This is a genomic window from Klebsiella sp. EMBS2024, from assembly GCF_036233805.1.
In the GTDB taxonomy this organism is placed as follows: Bacteria; Pseudomonadota; Gammaproteobacteria; order Enterobacterales; family Enterobacteriaceae; genus Klebsiella; species Klebsiella pneumoniae.
This window is the reverse complement of record NZ_JAZARW010000001.1, coordinates 891,682-913,201: the sequence shown is the minus strand read 5'-3', so window position 1 is coordinate 913,201 and position 21,520 is coordinate 891,682. Positions and strand designations below refer to the sequence as shown.

The 21,520-nt window shown below is 59.6% G+C and carries 22 protein-coding genes, 1 pseudogene and 1 riboswitch; of the genes and pseudogenes, 11 read left to right on the top strand and 12 right to left on the bottom strand.

The features are described from left to right. Positions 1 to 19: 19 nt before the first annotated feature. Positions 20 to 457: a YbhQ family protein gene (locus VZP09_RS04210; RefSeq protein WP_004176793.1), complete on the bottom strand. Its 438-nt coding sequence runs from the start codon at positions 455 to 457 to the stop codon at positions 20 to 22. 131 nt (positions 458 to 588) lie between these two features. On the opposite strand from VZP09_RS04210, the gene VZP09_RS04205 reads away from it, so the two are divergent. The 3 genes from VZP09_RS04205 to VZP09_RS04195 are packed head-to-tail and all read left to right on the top strand — an operon-like array spanning position 589 to position 3,553. Then, complete coding sequence (locus VZP09_RS04205; protein ID WP_004179098.1) at positions 589 to 1,350, top strand: endonuclease/exonuclease/phosphatase family protein; 762 nt, start codon at positions 589 to 591, stop codon at positions 1,348 to 1,350. Continuing rightward, positions 1,347 to 2,591, top strand: a complete 1,245-nt coding sequence (gene clsB / locus VZP09_RS04200) for a cardiolipin synthase ClsB (RefSeq protein WP_040251233.1) — start codon at positions 1,347 to 1,349, stop codon at positions 2,589 to 2,591. Before VZP09_RS04205 ends, clsB begins: the two co-directional genes overlap by 4 nt. Further along, a complete protein-coding gene (locus VZP09_RS04195) occupies positions 2,588 to 3,553 on the top strand; it encodes a lysylphosphatidylglycerol synthase domain-containing protein (RefSeq protein WP_002895728.1) in 966 nt (321 codons plus the stop codon). The genes clsB and VZP09_RS04195 overlap by 4 nt, the downstream gene beginning before the upstream one ends. 180 nt (positions 3,554 to 3,733) lie before the next feature. On the opposite strand, the gene VZP09_RS04190 is transcribed toward VZP09_RS04195, so the two are convergent. From VZP09_RS04190 to moaA, 6 genes are all read right to left on the bottom strand, one after another. Then, on the bottom strand, positions 3,734 to 4,438 hold the full coding sequence (locus VZP09_RS04190; protein WP_328794916.1) for a Bax inhibitor-1/YccA family protein: 705 nt from the start codon (positions 4,436 to 4,438) through the stop codon (positions 3,734 to 3,736). Positions 4,439 to 4,483: 45 nt separating this feature from the next. Further along, positions 4,484 to 4,936, bottom strand: coding sequence for a molybdopterin synthase catalytic subunit MoaE (gene moaE / locus VZP09_RS04185; RefSeq protein ID WP_002895674.1), 453 nt, complete (start codon positions 4,934 to 4,936; stop codon positions 4,484 to 4,486). Between the two features lies 1 nt (position 4,937). Then, entirely contained in the window at positions 4,938 to 5,186 is a 249-nt protein-coding gene (gene moaD, locus VZP09_RS04180; protein ID WP_328794915.1) for a molybdopterin synthase sulfur carrier subunit, read from the bottom strand. Next, positions 5,179 to 5,667 (bottom strand): cyclic pyranopterin monophosphate synthase MoaC, encoded by a 489-nt coding sequence (moaC, locus tag VZP09_RS04175; RefSeq protein ID WP_002895670.1) that lies wholly within the window; start codon positions 5,665 to 5,667, stop codon positions 5,179 to 5,181. Before moaC ends, moaD begins: the two co-directional genes overlap by 8 nt. 3 nt (positions 5,668 to 5,670) lie before the next feature. Then, complete coding sequence (gene moaB / locus VZP09_RS04170) at positions 5,671 to 6,183, bottom strand: molybdenum cofactor biosynthesis protein B (protein ID WP_002895668.1); 513 nt, start codon at positions 6,181 to 6,183, stop codon at positions 5,671 to 5,673. A gap of 23 nt (positions 6,184 to 6,206) precedes the next feature. Beyond that, the gene (moaA, locus tag VZP09_RS04165; protein ID WP_002895665.1) at positions 6,207 to 7,196 is read right to left on the bottom strand and encodes a GTP 3',8-cyclase MoaA; all 990 of its coding nucleotides are present in this window, start codon (positions 7,194 to 7,196) and stop codon (positions 6,207 to 6,209) included. Further along, positions 7,184 to 7,322: riboswitch (molybdenum cofactor riboswitch) on the bottom strand. It overlaps the preceding gene by 13 nt. Before the next feature lie 208 nt (positions 7,323 to 7,530). Here moaA and yvcK point away from each other — a divergent pair. The 4 genes from yvcK to pmrB all read left to right on the top strand — a co-directional run bounded on the left by yvcK (position 7,531) and on the right by pmrB (position 11,953). Continuing rightward, positions 7,531 to 8,436, top strand: a complete 906-nt coding sequence (gene yvcK / locus VZP09_RS04160; RefSeq protein ID WP_004142092.1) for a uridine diphosphate-N-acetylglucosamine-binding protein YvcK — start codon at positions 7,531 to 7,533, stop codon at positions 8,434 to 8,436. Positions 8,437 to 8,540: 104 nt separating this feature from the next. Beyond that, positions 8,541 to 10,181, top strand: a complete 1,641-nt coding sequence (gene eptA, locus VZP09_RS04155) for a phosphoethanolamine transferase EptA (protein WP_004176801.1) — start codon at positions 8,541 to 8,543, stop codon at positions 10,179 to 10,181. Further along, a complete protein-coding gene (gene pmrA, locus VZP09_RS04150; RefSeq protein ID WP_002895659.1) occupies positions 10,181 to 10,852 on the top strand; it encodes a two-component system response regulator PmrA in 672 nt (223 codons plus the stop codon). The genes eptA and pmrA overlap by 1 nt, the downstream gene beginning before the upstream one ends. Positions 10,853 to 10,855: 3 nt before the next feature. After that, positions 10,856 to 11,953 carry a two-component system sensor histidine kinase PmrB gene (pmrB, locus tag VZP09_RS04145; protein WP_004147680.1) on the top strand — a complete coding sequence of 366 codons (1,098 nt, stop codon included), beginning with the start codon at positions 10,856 to 10,858 and terminating at the stop codon, positions 11,951 to 11,953. A 248-nt stretch (positions 11,954 to 12,201) separates the two neighbouring features. On the opposite strand, the gene uvrB is transcribed toward pmrB, so the two are convergent. After that, positions 12,202 to 14,223 carry an excinuclease ABC subunit UvrB gene (gene uvrB / locus VZP09_RS04140; protein WP_328794914.1) on the bottom strand — a complete coding sequence of 674 codons (2,022 nt, stop codon included), beginning with the start codon at positions 14,221 to 14,223 and terminating at the stop codon, positions 12,202 to 12,204. Positions 14,224 to 14,634: 411 nt separating this feature from the next. On the opposite strand from uvrB, the gene VZP09_RS04135 reads away from it, so the two are divergent. Next, the gene (locus VZP09_RS04135; protein ID WP_002895652.1) at positions 14,635 to 14,847 is read left to right on the top strand and encodes a hypothetical protein; all 213 of its coding nucleotides are present in this window, start codon (positions 14,635 to 14,637) and stop codon (positions 14,845 to 14,847) included. A gap of 86 nt (positions 14,848 to 14,933) precedes the next feature. After that, positions 14,934 to 15,657 (top strand): annotated as a pseudogene (locus VZP09_RS04130) (ABC transporter ATP-binding protein). On the opposite strand, the gene bioD reads toward VZP09_RS04130, so the two are convergent. Genes bioD through bioB form a run of 4 tightly spaced genes read right to left on the bottom strand, consistent with a single transcriptional unit; the run spans position 15,599 to position 19,247 of the window. Next, a complete protein-coding gene (bioD, locus tag VZP09_RS04125) occupies positions 15,599 to 16,321 on the bottom strand; it encodes a dethiobiotin synthase (RefSeq protein WP_002895648.1) in 723 nt (240 codons plus the stop codon). The pseudogene VZP09_RS04130 and the gene bioD overlap by 59 nt on opposite strands. Then, positions 16,314 to 17,069, bottom strand: coding sequence for a malonyl-ACP O-methyltransferase BioC (gene bioC, locus VZP09_RS04120; RefSeq protein WP_004142100.1), 756 nt, complete (start codon positions 17,067 to 17,069; stop codon positions 16,314 to 16,316). Before bioC ends, bioD begins: the two co-directional genes overlap by 8 nt. After that, a complete protein-coding gene (gene bioF, locus VZP09_RS04115; RefSeq protein WP_004183475.1) occupies positions 17,053 to 18,210 on the bottom strand; it encodes an 8-amino-7-oxononanoate synthase in 1,158 nt (385 codons plus the stop codon). Before bioF ends, bioC begins: the two co-directional genes overlap by 17 nt. Then, positions 18,207 to 19,247, bottom strand: a complete 1,041-nt coding sequence (bioB, locus tag VZP09_RS04110) for a biotin synthase BioB (RefSeq protein WP_002895580.1) — start codon at positions 19,245 to 19,247, stop codon at positions 18,207 to 18,209. The genes bioF and bioB overlap by 4 nt, the downstream gene beginning before the upstream one ends. A gap of 213 nt (positions 19,248 to 19,460) precedes the next feature. Here bioB and bioA point away from each other — a divergent pair, with 213 nt between their 5' ends. Beyond that, positions 19,461 to 20,750, top strand: coding sequence for an adenosylmethionine--8-amino-7-oxononanoate transaminase (gene bioA / locus VZP09_RS04105; protein ID WP_328794913.1), 1,290 nt, complete (start codon positions 19,461 to 19,463; stop codon positions 20,748 to 20,750). Between the two features lie 70 nt (positions 20,751 to 20,820). Beyond that, complete coding sequence (locus VZP09_RS04100) at positions 20,821 to 21,297, top strand: kinase inhibitor (protein ID WP_002895575.1); 477 nt, start codon at positions 20,821 to 20,823, stop codon at positions 21,295 to 21,297. Positions 21,298 to 21,520: the final 223 nt, after the last annotated feature.

Below are 21,520 nucleotides of genomic sequence, written 5' to 3'. Positions count from 1 at the left end.
ACTCACCCCAGTCGCATAGTTATCTATGCTTCTGGGGATTCGCTGCGTTGCCGCCTTGTTGTAGCCCGAACGCTTTAGGGTAACGGCTCTTATCTTTCGCCAGCAGCGAGACCACCGCCGGGCCTGCCAGTATCACCAGCCCGGCGAGGGCCAGCAGCAGGTTGTTGTGCAGCACGCGCGACAGCAGCCACAGCGCTATCATGGCCGCGCCGAAGTACCAGGTCGTGGTGAGCTCCTCAAGGAAGTCTCCCACATCGCGCCAGCGCGCCTCATGGTGACGCTGTAAAAACAGCATCGCCAGCAGCGTGACGCTGTAGAGGACGCACAGTCCCAATCCGACGCGCACCAGCGCGCCGCTCATCCAACCCATCACCAGTACTGCCACGACCAGTAGATGCAACATAATCTGCCAGCAACTAAGACCCGTTGCGACGCGTACACGTTGTTGCCACTTCATGGCTTCTCTCCTGAAGGATTTTTCTCTGCTACTCAGAGTACCGCACTTTACGGAAAATTCCGTAACACCGCATCTTTTTGTGACGTCTACTACACTATTTTATTCAGGAAAGTGAAATTTACTGGAGAATTATGGCTGAGCCAACGGCGGGATTTTCGTTGAACGTGCTGACAATTAACACCCATAAAGGCTTTACGGCGTTTAATCGGCGTTTTATTTTGCCCGAACTGCGCGACGCCGTGCGCAGCGTTAGCGCGGATATTGTTTGCCTGCAGGAGGTGATGGGCGCTCATGAGGTACATCCGCTGCACATCGAAAACTGGCCGGATACGACCCATTATGAATTTCTCGCCGACACCATGTGGAGCGACTACGCCTACGGGCGCAATGCGGTTTATCCGGAAGGCCACCACGGCAACGCCGTGCTGTCGCGCTTTCCCATTGAATACTACGAAAATCGCGATATCTCGGTCGGCAACGGGGAGAAGCGCGGCCTGCTGTACTGCCGCATCGTGCCGCCGCGGAGCGGGATAACTATTCACGTGATTTGCGTCCATCTCGGTCTACGCGCCGACCAACGGCAGGCGCAGTTGACCATGCTGGCGGAGTGGGTCAATACCCTGCCCGCGGGCGAGCCGGTGGTGGTGGCTGGCGATTTTAACGACTGGCGTCAGCAGGCTAACCAGCCGTTAAAAGCCCAGGCCGGGCTGGAAGAGATCTTTACCCGCGCCCGCGGACGGCCGGCGCGCACCTTTCCAGTCAGTTTTCCGCTGCTGCGCCTCGACCGCATTTACGTCAAGAACGCCCACGCCAGTCGCCCGAAGGCGCTGGCCCTTAAACAATGGCGGCATCTGTCCGATCATGCACCCCTTAGCGTGGAGATACATTTGTGAAATGTCGTTGGCAGGAAGGCAACCGCATTACGCTACTGGAGAATGGCGACCAGTACTATCCGGCGCTGTTTGCGGCCATCGGTCGCGCCAGCCAGCGGGTGATCCTCGAATCCTTTATCTGGTTTGAAGATGAGGTAGGCCGGCGGCTGCACGCGGTCCTGCTCGAGGCTGCCCGCCGTGGCATCCAGGTGGAGGTGCTCCTCGACGGCTATGGTTCCCCGGATCTCAGCGATGAGTTTGTCGGCGAGCTCACCGCCGCTGGCGTGATTTTCCGCTACTACGATCCGCGTCCTAAGCTGATGGGGATGCGCACCAATCTGTTCCGTCGCATGCACCGTAAAATCGTGGTAATCGACGACACCACCGCCTTTGTCGGCGGTATTAACTACTCCGCCGAACATATGAGCGACTACGGTCCGGAGGCGAAGCAGGATTATGCGGTGCAGGTCGAAGGGCCGGTGGTGCTCGACATCCTGCAGTTCGAGCTGGAAAACCTGCCCAACAGCGAAACCGCCCGCCGCTGGTGGCGACGTCGTCGCCACCAGCCGGAGGTTAACCAGACCCCCGGCGAGGCGCAGGCGCTGTTCGTCTGGCGCGACAACCAGGATCACCGCGACGATATTGAACGCCACTACCTGAAGATGCTGACCAGCGCCCGCCGGGAAGTGATTATCGCTAACGCCTATTTTTTCCCCGGCTACCGCCTGCTGCATGCGATGCGCAATGCCGCGCGGCGCGGAGTACGGGTTAAGCTGATCGTGCAGGGCGAACCGGATATTCCCATTGTGAAGTTTGGCGCCCACCTGCTCTATCACTATCTCGTTAAGGGTGGGGTGCAGATTTACGAATATCGCCGTCGCCCGCTGCATGGCAAGGTCGCTCTGGCAGACGACCACTGGGCCACCGTTGGGTCAAGCAACCTGGATCCGCTTAGCCTGTCGCTGAATCTGGAAGCCAATCTGATCATCCACGATCGGGTGTTTAACCAGACGCTGCGCGATAATCTCAACGGGCTTATCGCCCGGGATTGCCAGCGGATCGATAAAACGATGCTGCCGAAACGCAACTGGTGGCGGCTGGGCGTCAGCGTGATGGCTTTCCACTTTCTGCGCCACTTCCCGGCATGGGTCGGCTGGCTACCGGCTCATACCCCGCGGCTGGCCAGAGTCAGCCCGCCGGTCCAGCCGGAAATTGAAACTCAGGACCGCGTCGAGTCTCCAGCCAGGGATAATCCACTATGAGCAAATCACATCCCCGCTGGCGGATGGCGAAAAGAGTGCTGACCGTGCTCTTTTTTATCGCCGTCATCGTCCTGTTGGTGATCTACGCGCAAAAAGTCGACTGGCAGGACGTGTGGAAGGTGATCCGCGGCTACGATCGGCTGGCCTTGTTTAGCGCCATTGCGCTGGTTATCGTCAGCTACCTCATTTACGGCTGCTACGATCTGCTCGGTCGGGCCTATTGCGGGCACAAGCTGGCGAAACGCCAGGTCATGCTGGTGTCGTTTATCTGCTACGCCTTCAACCTGACCCTCAGCACCTGGGTCGGCGGGATCGGTATGCGCTACCGGCTGTACTCGCGGCTGGGGCTGAACGGCAGCACCATCACCCGTATTTTTTCCTTAAGCATTACCACCAACTGGTTGGGCTATATTCTGCTGGGCGGGGTGATATTCACGGCAGATCTGGTGAAGCTGCCGCCGCACTGGTACATCAGCCAGACCACTCTGCGTATTATCGGAGGGGTGATGCTGATCCTTACGCTTTGCTATCTGTTCGGCTGCGCGTTCGCCAAACGCCGTCACCTGACGATTAAAGGCCAGCGGCTGGTGCTGCCCTCCTGGCGCTTCGCGCTGCTGCAGATGGGGCTCTCGGCGGCGAACTGGATGGCGATGGGGGCGATAATCTGGCTGCTGTTGGGCAGCGAGATTAACTATTTTCTGGTATTAGGGGTGCTGCTGGTGAGCAGTATCGCCGGGGTGATTATCCATATTCCGGCTGGGATCGGCGTGCTGGAGGCGGTGTTTATCGCCATGCTCTCCGGGGAAGATATTTCGAAGGGCGCGATCATTGCCGCCCTGCTCGCCTGGCGCGCGCTCTATTATTTCCTGCCATTGCTGCTGGCGACGGTGGCCTATCTGCTGCTGGAGAGCCGGGCGAAAAAGCTACGGCAAAAGAACCAGCGCAAGCTGGCCCGCGAATGAAACGGCCAGGCCGCGCTGCGCTTGCCGGGCCTACGGAGTGTNAGCCTGTGAGAGGANCCTGTAGGCCGGNNAAGGCGCNAGCCGCCACCCGGCAAAATCAAGNGTACCGTGCCTGANATCTCGCCCGGCGGCGCTNCGCTTGCCGGGCGTTCGGAGATGCAACCCCTTGATATAAAGAGGTTAGCGGCGGTTGCCCATAATACGCAGCAGCATCAGGAACAGGTTGATGAAGTCCAGATACAGCGTTAAGGCGCCGAGGATCGAGTATTTACGCAGCGCGGCGCTGTCGCGGGTATCAATCTGCTCGCCGATGTTTTTCAGCTTCTGGGTGTCATACGCCGTCAGGCCGACAAACAGCACCACCCCAATGTAGGTCACGGCCCACATCAGCGCCTCGCTCTTCAGCCACAGGTTGACCAGCGACGCCAGCACGATGCCAATCAGCCCCATAAACAGCATGCTGCCGAAGCCGCTCAGATCGCGCTTCGTGGTGTAACCATACAGGCTCATCGCCCCAAACATCCCGCCGGTGACCACAAAGGTGCTGGCGATCGATGAATAGGTATAGGCGATAAAAATGCTCGATAGCGTCAGTCCGGTCAGCGCCGAATAGAGCATAAACAGCGTGGTGGCCATCCCGGCGCTCAGCCGCTGCACCATTCCCGACAGCACAAACACCAGCGCCAGCTGGGCAATAATCAGCCCGAAGAAAGTGATTTTGCTCGAAAAGACGAACATCATCACCGCCGGAGTATTCGCTGCAAACCACGCGATAAACGCCGTCAGCAGCAGGCCGACCGTCATCCAGCCGTACACCTGCGCCATGTAAGTCTGCAGGCCGGTACGGCCCTGCACTATTGAATCGGAACGCGGATATCTGTCCATGACTCTCTCCTGATAAACAAAGTTTCACCCTGTAAGCGTATCACACTACCAGCGCTCTGCCGCCTGGCGATCGCTGTCGCGGGCGTCGACCCAGCGTTCGCCATCCGGCGTCGCTTCACGCTTCCAGAACGGCGCGCGGGTTTTCAGGTAATCCATAATAAACTCGCCGGCGGCGAAGGCGCTGCCGCGGTGAGCGCTGGTGACGCCGACAAACACAATCTCTTCCCCCGGCCACATTTCGCCGATGCGATGGATAACCGTCACCCGGCCCAGCGGCCAGCGCTCGCGCGCCAGCTCGACAATTTCCGCCAGCGATTTTTCAGTCATCCCCGGATAGTGCTCGAGGGTCAGCGCCTTCACGCTGTCGCCGAGGTTGTGGTTACGCACTTTACCGGTGAAGGTGACCACCGCGCCGTCTTCATCGCGTTCCGCCAGCCAGGGATATTCCTCACTGACGCTAAAGCGCGCCGGGCTGACCACGATACGGGTTTGCGTCATGTCAGCCCCCCGTTACCGGTGGGAAGAACGCCACTTCGTCGCCGCTGGCCACTGGATGTTCGAAAGAGGTTAGCGTCTGGTTAACCGCCGCCAGCAGCTTGCCCTCCTCCAGGGCCAGCGCCCAGCGATCGCCGCGGGCGGCAAGCTGCTGACGAACCGCTTCGNCAGTCGCCAGTTCGCTGGCATCAAGGGTCAGCGAATCGGTACCGACCAGCTCGCGCACCTGGGCAAAAAACAGAACCTTAATCATGGCATTCACCCACCTTAAAATCGCCGGACTTACCGCCGCTTTTCGCCAGCAGGCGCACCGGGCCAATCACCATATCCTTCTGCACCGCTTTGCACATATCGTAAATGGTCAGCGCGGCAACCGAGGCGGCGGTCAATGCTTCCATCTCAACGCCGGTTTTCCCGGTGAGTCGGCAGAGCGATTCAATGCGCACCCGGTTATGTTCCGGCTGCGCCTGCAGATTGACTTCCACTTTGCTGAGCATCAGCGGATGACACAGCGGGATCAGCTCCCAGGTGCGTTTGGCCGCCTGGATCCCGGCGATACGCGCGGTGGCAAACACGTCGCCTTTATGGTGGCTGCCGTCGATAATCATCGCCAGGGTCGTCGCCTGCATTTCGACATAAGCCTCGGCGCGCGCTTCGCGCACCGTTTCCGCTTTGCCGGAGACATCCACCATATGGGCTTCGCCCGCGGCGTTAATATGGGTCAGTTGTGACATAGATTATTTCTTCAGGTGAGGAATGAAGTTACAGGGACGAGTGCGGGCATCAAGCTGCGGGGCAATGATGTTGTCCCACGCCGTGCGGCAGGCTTTGGTTGAGCCCGGCATGGCGAAAATCAGCGTGCGATTGGCGACGCCGGCCACGGCCCGGGACTGCAGCGTCGAGGTGCCGATCTCTTCGAAGGACAGCATGCGGAACACTTCGCCAAAGCCTTCGACCTCACGGTCAAACAGCGGCAGCAGCGCTTCCGGCGCCTGATCGCCGTCGGTAAAACCGGTGCCGCCGGTGATCAGCACCACCTGCACGTTATCGCTGGCTATCCACGCCGATACCTGAGCGCGGATGGCGTAGCGATTCTCTTTGACGATCGCCTTCTCGACGACTTGGTGCCCCGCCTCCTGCGCCGCCTCGCGCAGCCAGTGACCGGAAGTGTCGTCCTCTTCGCCGCGACGGCTGGAAACGGTAAGAATAGCAATACGGGTCGGAATAAACTCAGCGCTAGCCTGGCTCATCTGAATGCTCCTTTCGAAAAAGATTAACCGCCAATATAGGACAGGTTCTGCGTAATACCGGTGTTGCCCTGATGCAGGAAATGGGTCTGCTTTTTATGGGTTAAGGCTTCGGCGATCCGCGCCTCCAGCGCAGCCTGCTGCTGGTCTTCGGCCATCAGGTCGCGCAGGTCGACGCCGCCTTCGCCAAACAGGCACAGGTGCAGTTTGCCAACGGACGAGACGCGCAGCCGATTGCAGGTGGCGCAGAAGTCTTTTTCATACGGCATGATGAGGCCGATCTCGCCGGCGTAGTCCGGGTGACAAAAGACCTGCGCCGGGCCATCGCTGCGCTGGCGGATCTGATGGATCCAGCCGCGGCGCAGCAGTTCATCGCGCAGCACCATGCCGGAGAGATGGTGACGGCGGAACAGGTCGCTGCCTTCACCGGTTTCCATCAGCTCAATAAAGCGCAGCTGGATACGACGGGGTTGGATCCACGCGAGGAAGGTATCGAGCTGGTGATGGTTAACATCACGCATCAGCACGGTATTCACCTTTACCTTGTCAAAGCCGGCGGCGAAGGCGGCGTCAATGCCGTCCATCACCTGGTGGAACTTATCCTGGCCGGTGATGGCATGGAACTGGCGGGCGTCGAGGCTATCAACGCTGACGTTAATCGCCGTCAGGCCGGCATCGCGCCAGCGTTCGACATCGCGCGCCAGGCGGTAACCGTTGGTAGTGACCGCAATCTGACGGATCGCCGGGTTTTCACGCACGGCGGCAATGATCTCGGTGAAGTCGCGGCGCAGGGAGGGTTCCCCACCGGTGAGGCGAACTTTTTCGGTGCCCAGCGCAGAGAAAGCGCGCGTAACCCGGCGTACTTCGTCTACGCTGAGAAAGCCATTGTTATTGACGGCGCCGGGCTTGTAACCGTTCGGCAGGCAGTAGGTGCAACGGAAGTTGCACACATCGGTAATCGACAGACGCAGGTAATAAAACTTACGCGCGAATGCATCGGTAAGCTGTGAGGCCATATACACCTTTCCAAATACGGGAGACGCGGTCATTTCTTTCCACGCCCTGGCGACAACCGGCGGCGTCGCGGCCAAATCGCCATATCTTTTGACACAGGCGAAGAGGCTAGAGTGTTAACAGGTTATGTCGATAGTAGCGCGTTACAGGCAGTTTCGCCATTGGCGATTTCGCTATATAATTTTATACATATCGCTATCTTCGTGCATTTTCGCTACAGAATAGCCATAAATCATTTTTTTGCCTTGATGTCGGTCAGTTTGTCGGGCTCCTCCCATCGTCTTTTAGGGGTAGATCGGGTAGTGTGTGGCCGTTTATGTGAAATAAGGAATTTCTATGCGCAATCGTACATTCGCTGACCTCGATCGGGTGGTAGCGCTCGGCGGCGGGCATGGTTTGGGCCGGGTGATGTCCTCCCTCTCCTCGCTCGGTTCACGGCTGACCGGCATTGTCACCACCACCGATAACGGGGGTTCCACCGGGCGGATCCGTCGTTCGGAAGGTGGCATTGCCTGGGGCGATATGCGCAATTGCATCAACCAGTTAATTGCCGAGCCGAGCGTAGCATCGGCGATGTTTGAGTATCGTTTTGGCGGTAACGGCGAGCTTTCCGGGCATAACCTCGGAAATTTGATGTTAAAGGCGCTGGATCACCTGAGCGTGCGGCCGTTAGAGGCGATCAATTTGATCAGAAACCTGCTGAAAGTGGACGCTTTCCTGATCCCGATGTCAGAACAACCGGTGGATTTGATGGCGCTCGATCATGAAGGCCATGAAGTTTATGGCGAAGTGAATATTGATCAGCTTGATAATGTGCCGCAGGAGCTGATGCTCACCCCGCCGGTACCGGCCACCCGCGAGGCGGTGGAGGCTATCGCCGAAGCCGATTTGATCCTCATTGGGCCGGGCAGTTTTTACACCAGCCTGCTGCCGATCCTGTTGCTCGACGAGATGGCCCAGGCGTTGCGCCGCACCCCGGCGCCGATGGTTTTTATCGATAACCTCGGCAAAGAGCATAGCCCGGCCGCGAGGCTGTCGCTGGCGGAGCGCATCGCGATTATGGAGCGCTATGTAGGCAAACGGGTGGTGGATGCGGTGATCGCCGGTCCAAAAGCCGATATCAGCGGCATTGACGACCGGTTGGTGATCCAGACGCCGCTGGAGGCCAGCGACGTTCCCTATCGTCATGACCGGGCGCTGCTCCGCGGGGCGCTGGAGAAAGCGATCCAGCTGCCGGGCTGATCCTGCGCGCCGGAGGCGGCCCTCTTCGGCGCACCTTAAAATCTTAAGGTTGTCTTAAAATAGGGCTGGCACTATACCCTCATCTTTTTCTGTGGGTGTGCATTATGTCGTTATTGCCTCTGCGTCGGCCGGTGGTCAGCCGCACGACTTATCTGATTCTCTTTGCTTGCTATATCGGTATCTGTCTCAACCTGGCTTTTTATCGCCAGGTTTTCCCGTTACTGCCGGTAAATAGCCTGCATAACTGGCTGGTATTCCTCAGTATGCCGATCGTGGCCATTAGCGTGATGAATATCCTCACCACTCTTGCCTCGTTCCTGAAGCTGGACCGGCTGGTGATTAGCCTGTTCATTCTGCTCAGCGCCTCGGCGCAATATTTCATCTGGAACTTTGGCGTGGTGATCGACCGCAGCATGATCACCAATATCCTCGACACCACTCCGGCGGAAAGCTTTGCTCTACTCTCCGGCGAAATGATTGCCGTCCTCGGCCTTTCCGGGGTTTTGGCGGTATTCGTCGCCTGGTGGGTGAAAATCCGTAAGCCCGCCACGCGGTGGCGCGGCGCGGCGATGCGCCTGCTCAATATCGCCGTTTCGGCGCTGCTGATTATTCTGGTGGCCGCGCTGTTCTACAAAGATTACGCCTCGGTGTTCCGTAACAACAAAGAGCTGGTGAAATCCCTGAGCCCTTCCAACAGCATTGTGGCCGTGAACTCCTGGTATGCTCATCATCGGATGGACAACCTGCCGCTGGTGAAGATTGGCGAAGATGCCACGCAGAAAGCGGTGATGCATAACGCTCCCCGTAAGAACCTGACGATCGTCGTGCTCGGCGAGACTTCGCGAGCGGATAACTTCTCACTGGGCGGCTATTCGCGCGACACCAACCCGCTGATGCGGCAGGACGGCGTGATCTATTTTCCGCATACCACTTCCTGCGGCACGGCAACCGCAGTTTCCGTGCCGTGCATGTTCTCCAATATGCCGCGCGCGCATTATGACGAAGAGCTGGCGCACCATCAGGAAGGCGTCCTGGATATTCTACAACGCGCAGGGATCCAGGTGCTGTGGAACGATAATGACGGCGGCTGCAAAGGCGCCTGCGACCGGGTACCACACCAGAACGTCACCGACCTGAAGCTCACCGGGCAGTGCATCGATGGCGAGTGCTACGATGACGTCCTGTTCCATAATCTCGACAGCTATATCGATAACCTGCAACAGGATGGCATTATTGTGCTGCATACCATCGGCAGCCACGGTCCGACGTACTACAATCGCTATCCAGCGGCGTTTCGCAAATTCACGCCGACCTGCGACACCAATGAGATCCAGGGCTGTACCCGGGAGCAGTTGACCAATACCTATGACAACACCATCCTTTATGTCGACTATGTCGTTGATAAAGCGATAAAACTACTGCAATCTAAACAGGATAAATTTACCACTAGCCTGGTTTATTTGTCCGACCACGGCGAATCGCTGGGAGAAGATGGCGTCTATTTGCATGGTCTGCCGTATTCCATCGCGCCGGATACGCAGAAACATGTGCCGATGGCGCTGTGGCTCTCCGCCGACTACCAGCAGCGCTACGGTATTTCCGCGCACTGTCTGCAGCAGCGGGCGCAAAAAGAGAATTACTCGCAGGATAATCTGTTCTCCACCCTGCTCGGCCTGCTCGGCGTCAGCACCCGCGAGTACCAGGCGGCAGATGATATCTTAACGCCATGTAGAGAGGCTGGTTGATGAAAATCTTAGTCATTGAAGACGATGCGCTGCTGTTGCAGGGGTTAATTCTGGCGATGCAAAGTGAAGGATACGTGTGCGACGGCGTCTCCACCGCGCACGAAGCCGCGCTATCGCTGGCCAGCAATCATTACAGCCTGATCGTGCTGGATCTCGGCCTGCCGGATGAAGACGGGCTGCATTTTCTCTCCCGCATGCGGCGGGAGAAAATGACCCAGCCGGTGCTGATCCTCACCGCCCGCGATACGCTTGAGGATCGCATTAGCGGTCTCGATACCGGAGCGGATGACTATCTGGTAAAACCCTTTGCCCTGGAGGAACTCAATGCGCGCATTCGCGCCCTGCTCCGCCGGCATAACAACCAGGGCGATAATGAAATCAGCGTCGGCAATCTGCGCCTTAACGTCACTCGCCGCCTGGTGTGGCTGGGTGAAACGGCGCTGGATCTTACGCCGAAAGAGTATGCCCTGCTGTCGCGGCTGATGATGAAAGCCGGTAGCCCGGTGCATCGCGAGATCCTCTACAACGACATTTACAGCTGGGACAACGAGCCGGCGACCAATACCCTGGAAGTGCATATTCACAACCTACGCGAAAAGATTGGCAAATCGCGGATCCGCACCGTCCGGGGCTTTGGCTATATGCTGGCTAACAACATCGACACGGAATAGACCATGGCTCTGTTTGCAACTGAAACCTGGACCATGCGCCACCGGCTGCTGCTGACCATCGGCGCCATCCTGGTGGTCTGCCAGCTGATAAGCGTCTTCTGGCTATGGCATGAGAGCAAAGAGCAGATCCAGCTGCTGGTGGCCAGCGCCATCGAAGGGCACAACAACCAGAAACATGTGGAGCATGAGGTACGGGAAGCGGTTGCCAGCCTGCTGGTGCCGAGCCTGCTGATCGTTGGCCTGGCGCTGTATATCAGCATGCTGGCGGTGCGCAAGATCACCCGCCCGCTTTCACGGCTGCAAAGCGAACTGGAGAACCGGACGCCGGACAACCTCACCCCTATCGTACTCAGCGAATCGGTGCCCGAAGTCACGGCGGTGACCACCGCCCTGAATCAGTTGGTTTCCCGCCTCAATCTGACCCTCGACCGCGAGCGGCTGTTTACCGCCGACGTGGCGCATGAGCTACGCACCCCGCTGGCCGGGCTGCGGCTGCACCTTGAGCTGCTGGCGAAAGTGCATGGCATGGGCGTCGACCCGCTGATCCAGCGTCTCGATCAGATGACCACCAGCATTTCCCAGCTGCTGCAGCTGGCGCGCGTCGGCCAGTCCTTCTCCGCCGGCAGCTACCAGCAGGTGCTGTTGCTGGATGACGTGGTAAAACCCCTGCAGGACGAACTGGAGGCTATGCTGGCGCAGCGTCAGCAGCGGCTGCTGCTGACGGATATCGAAAACGAGGCCGTCGTCTCTGGCGATGCGACGTTAATCCGCGTGATCCTGCGCAATCTGGTGGAGAATGCTCACCGCTACAGCCCTGAAGGGTCGACGATCCGCGTGTCGGTGAAAGCAGGCCTGATGCCGGTGATGGCGGTGGAAGATGAAGGGCCGGGGATCGATGAGGCGAAAAGCGGCGAACTCAGTAAAGCCTTCGTGCGCATGGACAGTCGCTACGGCGGCATTGGCCTCGGACTGAGCATCGTCACGCGCATCGCTCAGCTGCATGACGCACAGTTTTTTTTGCATAACCGACAGCCAGGGCCAGGGGTCCGCGCGTGGGTGCTATTCCCGCAGCGCGGGGGTCAGAACGTCAGCACCCATTGATGGAAGAAGGCAACAATAATGACCAGGGCGGTGGCGACCGCCAGATATTCACGGAAGTTAATTTTTTGCATGGGCGCTATCCTCATCAGGTTGAAGATAGTGTCGCCTGGCGAGATTAAGCAAACATTAAGAAGGCCGCAACGCGGCCTTTTTTCTTCTCAAATGTTTGTTATCTGGCAAGCAGGACGATAAGAGAAGCGCGCCTTCACTATACCCCGCACGTCCACTCCGCCGGTCTGCGCCCAGAATCAGGAGGCGGCGATAAACAGCTCGCGCAGCTGATGCAGCTGGTCGCGTATTTGCGCCGCCTCCTCAAACTCGAGGTTCTGCGCGTGCTGCATCATCTGCCCTTCCAGCTCGTGGATTTTCTGCTGCAGCGCTTTTGGCGTCATATCCACAGCGCTAAGCCCGGCAGGCTCAACGGCCTTCGCTTTACCGCGCCCTTTGGCTTTGGTTTTCGCCAGGCCCTGGCCCAGCTGCAGGATATCCACCACTTTCTTATTGAGCCCCTGCGGCACGATGCCGTGCTCTTCGTTGTAGCGCTGCTGTTTCTCCCGTCGACGCTCGGTCTCGCCAATGGCTTTGGCCATGGAGGGGGTGATCTTATCGCCGTAGAGGATGGCCTTGCCGTTGACGTGGCGCGCCGCGCGGCCGATGGTCTGGATCAGCGAGCGTTCAGAACGCAGGAAGCCCTCTTTATCCGCATCCAGGATCGCCACCAACGACACCTCAGGCATATCCAGCCCCTCACGCAGCAGGTTGATCCCCACCAGCACGTCAAACTCGCCAAGACGCAGGTCGCGGATGATTTCCATGCGCTCGACGGTGTCGATATCCGAGTGCAGATAGCGCACGCGCTCGCCGTGCTCCTCAAGGTACTCGGTTAAGTCCTCCGCCATCCGCTTGGTGAGAGTGGTGACCAGCACGCGCTCGTTGATGGCCGTGCGCAGGCGGATCTCTGACAGCAGATCGTCGACCTGAGTCGCCACCGGGCGCACTTCGATGATTGGGTCAAGCAGACCGGTCGGTCGCACCACCTGATCCACTACCTCGCCGCCGGATTTATCCAGCTCATAGGCGCCCGGGGTCGCCGACACATAGATGGTTTGCGGTGCCAGCGCTTCGAATTCTTCAAACTTCATCGGCCGGTTATCCAGCGCCGACGGCAGGCGGAAACCGTATTCCACCAGCGTCTCTTTGCGCGCCCGGTCGCCCCGGTACATACCGCCGATCTGCGGCACCGTGACGTGGGATTCGTCAATCACCAGCAGGCCATCCGCCGGCAGATAATCGAACAGGGTCGGCGGCGGCTCGCCGGGCCCGCGCCCGGAGAGAAAGCGCGAGTAGTTTTCAATGCCCGAGCAGTAACCCAGCTCGTTCATCATTTCGAGGTCAAACTGGGTACGCTGGGTTAAGCGCTGCTCTTCCAGCAGCTTGTTGTTGGCCAGCAGCACCTTGCGCCGCTCCGCCAGCTCCAGCTTGATCTCTTCCATCGCCTGGACGATGCGCTCCCGCGGCGTCACGTAGTGGGTCTTGGGATAAATGGTATAGCGCGGCACCGTCCCTTCGACGTGGCCGGTGAGCGGGTCGAACAGCGACAGACGCTCGACCTCTTCGTCAAACAGCTCAATGCGCAGAGCGATATCGTCGGATTCCGCCGGGAAGACGTCGATCACCTCGCCGCGCACGCGAAAAGTGCCGCGCTGGAAGGCCTGATCGTTGCGGGTATACTGCAGTTCGGCCAGACGACGCAGGATCGCTCGCTGGTCAATCAGCATACCGACCGTCAGATGCAACATCATTTTCAGATACAGGTCCGGGTCGCCGAGGCCGTAGATCGCCGAGACTGACGCCACCACCACTACGTCGCGCCGCTCGAGCAGCGCTTTGGTGGCCGACAGACGCATCTGCTCAATATGTTCGTTAACCGAGGCGTCCTTCTCAATGAAGGTATCTGAGCTGGGAACGTAGGCTTCCGGCTGATAGTAATCGTAGTAGGAGACGAAATACTCGACGGCATTCTCCGGGAAAAACTCTTTCATCTCGCCGTAGAGCTGAGCCGCCAGGGTTTTGTTTGGCGCCAGCACCATCGTCGGCCGCTGCAGGTCGGCAATCACGTTGGCGATGGTAAAGGTTTTACCGGAGCCGGTAACCCCCAGTAGCGTCTGATGCGCAAGCCCATCCTCCAGCCCCTCTTCCAGGCGGCGGATGGCTTCCGGTTGGTCTCCGGAGGGGCGAAAGGCGGAATGCAGTACAAACGATTTACTCATCAATCAGAACCTGAAAAAAGAATTAGCGGCCGGTGTTTAATTCTACCCCCCGGGCCGTTTTTTGCCAATAAATTATACTGGATATTTAAACAGTACGTACTTATGATAACGCCGCAAAAGGGTCTTATTGGCCGGCAAGCTGGGTGCAAAACGCGCGTCAGACGGAATAATCCTCCGGCCGCCAGGGTTATCCCCAGAAAATTTTACCTTTTAACATTTGTCAAGCGGACGGGTGAAACTTTTATGGCAGCAGATGACGCTTTTCTTACACCCATTGATTTTATCTAACAAGCTGATATTTAAGATCTTTAAAGAAAAGACGCCTTTCGCGCCAATTCAGCCGCAAGCCGCGTACGCTCTAGCTTACCGCAGGTTTTCTAACTCTAATACACAAGGTTATCCACAGGAATAGTGGATAACTGTCCGCAGCCCAAGACCACCGCCGCCCGGCGCCTGTCGCCTTTTGCGGTCAACCGCGTGGCGAAAAATTTTTATCGAACTATTTTTGATAACTATCCGCTTAAAGCCGCTCGATTTTTGCTGCTTTTTGCACCACCCTTTAGCGTCGGGCACCGGAAAAGTGCAGCCCCGGCGCTGACGAGGCCCGATGGTATCGGCGTTTAGCGCTTTTTTCCGAGCGTTCTTTTTCCTGGCAAGAGTTTTGCAGCATCTTTCTGTCGCCCTGACGCCAGGATAAGGAGAAAACGTCCATGTTGAATTTACAGGCAGTAAATCACTTTTACGGCAACCAGCATTCGCTGTGGAATGTCGATCTTGTACTACGCCCGGGAGAGTGCATTGGCGTACTGGGACGCGAGGGCATGGGAAAAACCACCCTGGTTAACTNNCATTGCTGGCCACCTGCCGGTGGCCAGCGGCCGGATGACCTGGCATGACATTGGCGCCCCGCCGCAGGATCTCACCCCCCTGTCCGCTCAATCGCGCAGCGCCATTGGTATCGGCTACGTGCCACAAGATAAACGCATTTTTTCCCAACTCAGCGTGGAAGAGAACCTGCACATCGCCCTGGCGGCCGGGAAACCCGGGGCTAACGCCAGCGGCGGCGAGATTTATGAGCATTTTCCCGAGCTCTATGCCCTACGGCAGCGCAAAGGCGCCTCGCTGAGCGACGACGATCAGTACCAGCTGGCGCTGGCCAGGGCGCTGATCGTCCAGCCGCGGCTGCTGATCCTTGATGAACCCTCGCGCGGCAGAGGGCCGCGCTGCCTGCAAAAGCTGGCGGATCTGCTGTTGCGGTTAAATCGCGATATCGGCCTGACGGTGCTGCTCGCCGAGCAGCACCTGCCTTTTATCCGCCGGGTGGCGGATCGCTTCTGTGTCTTGCACCGGGGCCGTAACGTCGCCGAAGGCGATATTATGGCGCTGGATGAGCCGCTGCTGGCGCAGTGGATAACGCCGGATCCAGCGCCCTGAGGTCCAGATACTGGCCGAGATCGTCGCGCTGCGCGATATCGGCAAGCCACGGTATTTCGCCGAGGAACGGCGCGGCCAGTCGGTTTTTCAGCGTCGCCAGATATTCGGCGTGGCGCTTGCCCGGCGGCTGTACGTCATTGGCGATCCACCCCGCCAGCGGTAGTCCCGCCTGGCGTACCGCCTGAGCGGTAAGCATTGCGTGGTTGATACAGCCGAGCTTAACGCCCACCACCAGAATGACCGGCAGCTGTTCCGCCTGCGCCCAGTCGGCGAAGGTCAGGGAATCCGAGAGCGGCGTAAACCAGCCGCCGGCGCCTTCCACCAACACCCAGTCGGCGAGACCTTCCAGCTCACGCAGCCCGCTGGAGAGCCTGGCCGCGGCGATCGGCCGCCCTTCGTCGGCGCTGATGATGTGCGGGGAGGTCGGCTCGGCGAAGGTATAGGGGTTCACCTGGTCGTAACGCAACGCGACCCGACTATGACGCTGCAGCGCCAGCGCATCTTCATTACGCAGCCCATCGCCGGTAAGCTCGCTACCGGAGGCCACAGGCTTATAGCCGGCAGTGTGAAAACCCAGCAGATTCGCCGCCTGCAGCAGGGCGCTGCTGGCGATGGTTTTACCGACTTCAGTATCGGTCCCGGTGACAAAAAAACGTTTAGTCACGCTCAATGACTCCTGTAAAAAGAGAATACGTCAGCGGGCAGATGCCCTGCCGCTGCGGCCAGGCCAGCTGCAGCTCGCGCAGTTTGCCGCGGCCAAGCGGGGCGGCGGTCCGCCCCTGGTGCAAATGGGTGGCGCCGATGCCCTTCAGGGAGCGCATAGCGCTCAGCGCATCGGCGAACGGCAGGCTAATCTGATGAACCTCGCCGGTCGCGCGCAGGCCGCTAAGCGCCGCGCGCACCGCCGCTTCGCTAAGGAAACGGTTGGCATGCGGCCGGTCGTCGATGGCCTGCCACGCCTGATTGAGCTCCGGCAGCGAGTCGGCGAGCAGCGTGCTAAACGCCACTCTGCCGCCGGGACGCGCCACCCGGTACAGCTCGCCAATTGCCGCCCGTAGATCGTCGCACCACTGCACCGCCAGATTGCTCCACGCCAGATCGACGCAGGCGTCCGGCAGCGGCAGCGCCTCAATATCCCCCAGCAGATAATGCTGCGCGGCGTCGTTACGCTGCGCCTGGGCGAGCATCCCGGCGGAGAGATCCAGCGCGGTCACCACGCTGCCCGCCTCACGCCAATAGCGACTCATACTGCCGGGGCCGCAGCCGGCATCCAGCACCTGCGCAAAATCGCGGCGCGCCAGCTGGCGCAGCAATAGATCGGCGCAGCGCCGCTGCAGTTCATCATGTTGCGTATAGCCGCTGGCCGCCCGGCCAAACGCCGCGGCCACCGCCTGCTTATTCACTGTGGCCATGCAGCACCTCCAGTAAACGGTTAATGTCTTCAGTATGATGGGCGGCTGTCAGGGTCAGGCGCAAACGCGCGCTGCCGACCGGCACCGTCGGCGGACGGATCGCCGTTGCCCAGCAGCCCGCGTCGCGTAGACGGCAGGCCAGGTTCAGCGCCCGGGCGTTGTCGCCGACGATCAGCGGCTGGATCGCGCTGACGGAGTCGGTCAACCCCAGCGACACCTCGCCCATCCCCTCACGGAACTGACGGATGCGGGCGGCCAGGATGTCGCGACGCTGCTGCCCTTCATCGCTGCGAATGATCCCCAGGGCAGCGCTCAGCGCCACCGCCTGGGCGGGCGGCATCGCGGTGCTGTAGATCAGATGACGGGCAAACTGCAGCAGATAATCGGCCATTGCTTCGTCGCACAGCACCGCCGCGCCGCTGACGCCGAAGGCCTTGCCGAAGGTAACCACCAGCAGCTCAGGGCGCACCGCCTGCGCGGCGCAGCTCCCGCGTCCTTCGTCGCCGACCACGCCAACACCGTGGGCGTCATCCACCAGCAACACTGCCCCTGCGGCCTGCGTCGCGGCGTGAATGGCCGCCAGCGGCGCGCTGTCGCCGTCCATGCTGAAAATGCCTTCAGTGACCGCCAACTGTTCGCCCGCCAGCGGCTTAGCCAGCAGTTGCGCGAGCTGCTGCGGATCGTTGTGGGTAAAGCGCCGCAGCTGCGCCGGGCTGAGGCTCGCCGCCTCCAGCAGAGAGGCGTGGCTCAGGCGGTCGGCGACAATCCGATCGTCTTTCTCCACCAGGGCGGCGATCAGCGCCTGATTCGCGGCAAAGCCGGAGATAAACAGCAATGCGCGCGGATAGCCCAGCCAGTCGGCGAGCGCCTCTTCCAGCGCGCGGTGGGCTTCGCTATAGCCGCTCACGTGGCCCGAGCCGCCGGCACCGACGCCATAGCGCGTGGCCCCCTGTTGCCAGGCGGCGATAATCGCCGGATGCTGACTCAGGCCCAGATAGTCATTGCTGGAGAAGTTAAGCCAGCGCTCCCCTTCCCGCTCCAGCCAGCGCCCGGCGCCGTGCGTCACCGGCAGGCGGCGGCGAAAAGCTTCCGCCGCCCGCCGCTCGTCCAGCGCCCGATCGATTCGCTGCTGCCAGCTCATAGCGCCGCCGCGTTGTAATATTCCTCAGTGTCCGGGGTGAGTAAGGCCTGCTCCAGACGTTGCTGCTGCTCATTGTCGCCTTCCAGCACCGCCGTCTGCTGCGGGTTGATCCCCAGCTTGCGGAACAGCTGCAGGTCTTTGTCCTCTTCCGGGTTCGGCGTGGTCAGCAGCTTGCAGCCGTAGAAAATCGAGTTCGCCCCGGCCATAAAGCACATCGCCTGGGTCTGCTCGTTCATCTGCTCGCGGCCGGCGGAGAGACGCACGTAGGAGGTGGGCATCATGATGCGCGCGATGGCGATAGTGCGGATGAAATCGAAAGCGTCGACGTCGTCGTTATCCGCCAGCGGCGTGCCCTTGACCTTCACCAACATGTTGATCGGTACGCTCTCCGGCGGCGTCGGCAGATTAGCCAGTTGCAGCAGCAGTCCGGCGCGATCTTTTACGCTCTCTCCCAGCCCGACGATGCCGCCGGAGCAGACTTTGATCCCAGCATCACGCACTTTATCCAGCGTATCCAAGCGCTCCTGGTAGGTACGGGTGGTGATGATGTTGCCGTAAAATTCCGGCGAGGTATCAAGGTTGTGGTTGTAGTAATCGAGGCCCGCTTCGGCCAGGCGCTGCGCCTGACTGTCGGTCAGGGTGCCGAGCGTCATACAGGACTCCAGCCCCAGCGCCTTCACCCCTTTCACCATCTGCTCCAGGTAAGGCATATCGCGGTCATTGGGGTTTTTCCACGCCGCGCCCATGCAGAAGCGGGTGGAGCCGGCGTTTTTCGCCTGGCGCGCTGATTCCAGCACCTGCTCAACCTCCATCAGGCGCTCGGCTTCGAGGCCGGTTTTGTAGCGTGCGCTCTGCGGGCAATATTTACAATCTTCCGGGCAGGCGCCGGTTTTGATCGACAGCAGGGTGCTGACCTGCACCTGGCGCGGATCAAAGTGTTGACGATGGATTTGCTGTGCTTCGAATAGCAGATCGATCAGCGGTTTATTAAATAATTCCGTTACTTGCGACATTGTCCAGCGAGGTTGGTGAGCCATTTTTCTCTCCAAAAGGTCGTACACTTCCTATTTCACACAGCCTCTTTGTTGGCTGCACTCGCGCACCCCAGTCACATAGTGAACTATGCTCCTGGGGATGTTCTCGCTTGCCGCCTCGATGCTGCGCGAAATATTTTGTGTACGTTTCATTGTAAGTAAGTTCAGTGTAGACTTGTAAACCTAAATGTTTTCAAAATGGTTTACAAGTCGCTTATGACACTGGACGATCTCGCTTTCGATCGGCGCCACATCTGGCACCCCTACACCTCTATGACTTCCCCCCTGCCGGTCTACCCGGTGGTGTCCGCCCACGGTTGCGAGCTGTCCCTCGCCGGCGGCGAACAGTTGGTTGACGGTATGTCTTCCTGGTGGGCGGCGATCCACGGCTACAATCACCCACGCCTCAATGCGGCGCTGAAGGGACAAATTGACCAAATGTCGCACGTGATGTTCGGCGGGATCACCCATCCGCCGGCAGTTGCGCTATGCCGTCAGCTGGTGGCGATGACCCCGGCCTCGCTGGAGTGCGTTTTCCTCGCCGACTCCGGTTCAGTGGCGGTAGAGGTGGCGATGAAAATGGCGCTGCAGTACTGGCAGGCTAAAGGCGAACCACGTCGTCGTTTTCTGACCTTCCGCAACGGCTATCACGGGGATACCTTCGGAGCGATGTCGGTCTGCGATCCGCAGAACTCGATGCACAGCCTGTGGCAGGGCTACCTGCCGGATAATCTTTTCGCCCCCGCGCCGCAAAGCCGCTTCGACGGCGAGTGGGACGAGATGGATATGGTGCCGTTTGCCCGCCTGATGGCCGCGCATCGTCATGAAATCGCCGCAGTGATCCTCGAACCTATCGTCCAGGGGGCGGGCGGCATGCGGATGTACCATCCGGAGTGGCTGAAGCGGGTGCGTAAAATGTGCGACCGGGAAGGGATACTGCTGATCGCCGATGAGATTGCCACCGGCTTTGGCCGCACCGGCAAGCTGTTCGCTTGTGAACACGCCGGGATTACCGCCGACATTCTGTGTCTGGGCAAAGCGCTGACCGGCGGCACCATGACCCTTTCCGCCGCCATCACTACCCGAACGGTTGCTGAAACCATTAGCAATGGCGAAGCCGGTTGCTTTATGCACGGCCCCACCTTTATGGGCAATCCGCTGGCCTGCGCGGTGGCCAGCGAAAGCCTGCGCCTGCTGGAGAGCGGCGAATGGCAGCCGCAGGTAGCGGCGATTGAAGCCCAGCTGCAGGCCGAGCTGGCCCCGGCGCGGGGGTCTGCGCTGGTCGCGGACGTCCGCGTGCTGGGCGCTATTGGCGTGGTTGAAACCCGTCGCCCGGTCAACATGGCCACCCTGCAGCGCTTTTTCGTCGAGCAGGGAGTCTGGATCCGTCCGTTTGGCCGGCTGATTTATCTGATGCCGCCGTACATCATCACGCCCGAGCAGCTGACCCGCCTGACCCATGCGGTCAACCAGGCAGTGCAGGACGAAACATTTTTTAGCGAATAAATAGCGGAATTGCGTCGTCGGGAAGGCTACACTTCTTTGTTAATCAGCGCATTATCAATGAGGATGAAGCATGAAACTGATCAGTCACGATCTCCAGGACGGCGGTAAGCTGCCTAATCGTCACGTCTTCAACGGCATGGGCTACGATGGCGACAATATTTCGCCGCATCTGATGTGGGATGATGTGCCCGCGGGAACCAAAAGCTTTGTGGTGACCTGCTACGATCCGGATGCGCCGACCGGCTCCGGCTGGTGGCACTGGGTGGTCGCTAACCTGCCGGCCGATACCCGCGTCCTGCCGCAAGGGGCCGGTTCCGGTCAGGCGGAGCTGCCGGAAGAGGCCGTTCAGACCCGCACCGATTTTGGTAAGGCAGGCTACGGCGGCGCGGCGCCGCCGAAGGGCGAAACCCACCGCTATATCTTCACCGTCCACGCCCTGGACGTCGAGAAAATTGAGGTGGATGCTGAGGCCAGCGGCGCGATGGTCGGCTTTAACGTCCATTTCCATTCCCTCGCCAGCGCCTCCATCACCGCCCTGTTCAGTTAATCTTCCCCGGATAGCGGCTTGCGCCTTATCCGGGGTACCCGCGGCGCCATTTGTTTTTCGGGTGGCGCTGCGCTTACCCGACCTACACTACTGACGCCTTGCCCGGCCTACGGTGCTATTGCGCGGTTATTTTGCCGGGTGGCGGCTGACGCCTTACCCGGCCTACGGGGTCCAGACCCAGTATGTGAATCGCCGCCGAACATGGGGCCGCTGAAACTGCCGG

Bases quoted from the DNA above. Each gene is read 5' to 3' on its own strand.
- VZP09_RS04210 (WP_004176793.1), bottom strand. From the start codon at position 457: ATGAAGTGGCAACAACGTGTACGCGTCGCAACGGGTCTTAGTTGCTGG.
- VZP09_RS04205 (WP_004179098.1), top strand. From the start codon at position 589: ATGGCTGAGCCAACGGCGGGATTTTCGTTGAACGTGCTGACAATTAAC.
- VZP09_RS04195 (WP_002895728.1), top strand. From the start codon at position 2,588: ATGAGCAAATCACATCCCCGCTGGCGGATGGCGAAAAGAGTGCTGACC.
- VZP09_RS04190 (WP_328794916.1), bottom strand. From the start codon at position 4,438: ATGGACAGATATCCGCGTTCCGATTCAATAGTGCAGGGCCGTACCGGC.
- moaE (WP_002895674.1), bottom strand. From the start codon at position 4,936: ATGACGCAAACCCGTATCGTGGTCAGCCCGGCGCGCTTTAGCGTCAGT.
- moaC (WP_002895670.1), bottom strand. From the start codon at position 5,667: ATGTCACAACTGACCCATATTAACGCCGCGGGCGAAGCCCATATGGTG.
- moaB (WP_002895668.1), bottom strand. From the start codon at position 6,183: ATGAGCCAGGCTAGCGCTGAGTTTATTCCGACCCGTATTGCTATTCTT.
- moaA (WP_002895665.1), bottom strand. From the start codon at position 7,196: ATGGCCTCACAGCTTACCGATGCATTCGCGCGTAAGTTTTATTACCTG.
- yvcK (WP_004142092.1), top strand. From the start codon at position 7,531: ATGCGCAATCGTACATTCGCTGACCTCGATCGGGTGGTAGCGCTCGGC.
- eptA (WP_004176801.1), top strand. From the start codon at position 8,541: ATGTCGTTATTGCCTCTGCGTCGGCCGGTGGTCAGCCGCACGACTTAT.
- pmrA (WP_002895659.1), top strand. From the start codon at position 10,181: ATGAAAATCTTAGTCATTGAAGACGATGCGCTGCTGTTGCAGGGGTTA.
- pmrB (WP_004147680.1), top strand. From the start codon at position 10,856: ATGGCTCTGTTTGCAACTGAAACCTGGACCATGCGCCACCGGCTGCTG.
- uvrB (WP_328794914.1), bottom strand. From the start codon at position 14,223: ATGAGTAAATCGTTTGTACTGCATTCCGCCTTTCGCCCCTCCGGAGAC.
- bioC (WP_004142100.1), bottom strand. From the start codon at position 17,069: ATGGCCACAGTGAATAAGCAGGCGGTGGCCGCGGCGTTTGGCCGGGCG.
- bioF (WP_004183475.1), bottom strand. From the start codon at position 18,210: ATGAGCTGGCAGCAGCGAATCGATCGGGCGCTGGACGAGCGGCGGGCG.
- bioB (WP_002895580.1), bottom strand. From the start codon at position 19,247: ATGGCTCACCAACCTCGCTGGACAATGTCGCAAGTAACGGAATTATTT.
- bioA (WP_328794913.1), top strand. From the start codon at position 19,461: ATGACACTGGACGATCTCGCTTTCGATCGGCGCCACATCTGGCACCCC.
- VZP09_RS04100 (WP_002895575.1), top strand. From the start codon at position 20,821: ATGAAACTGATCAGTCACGATCTCCAGGACGGCGGTAAGCTGCCTAAT.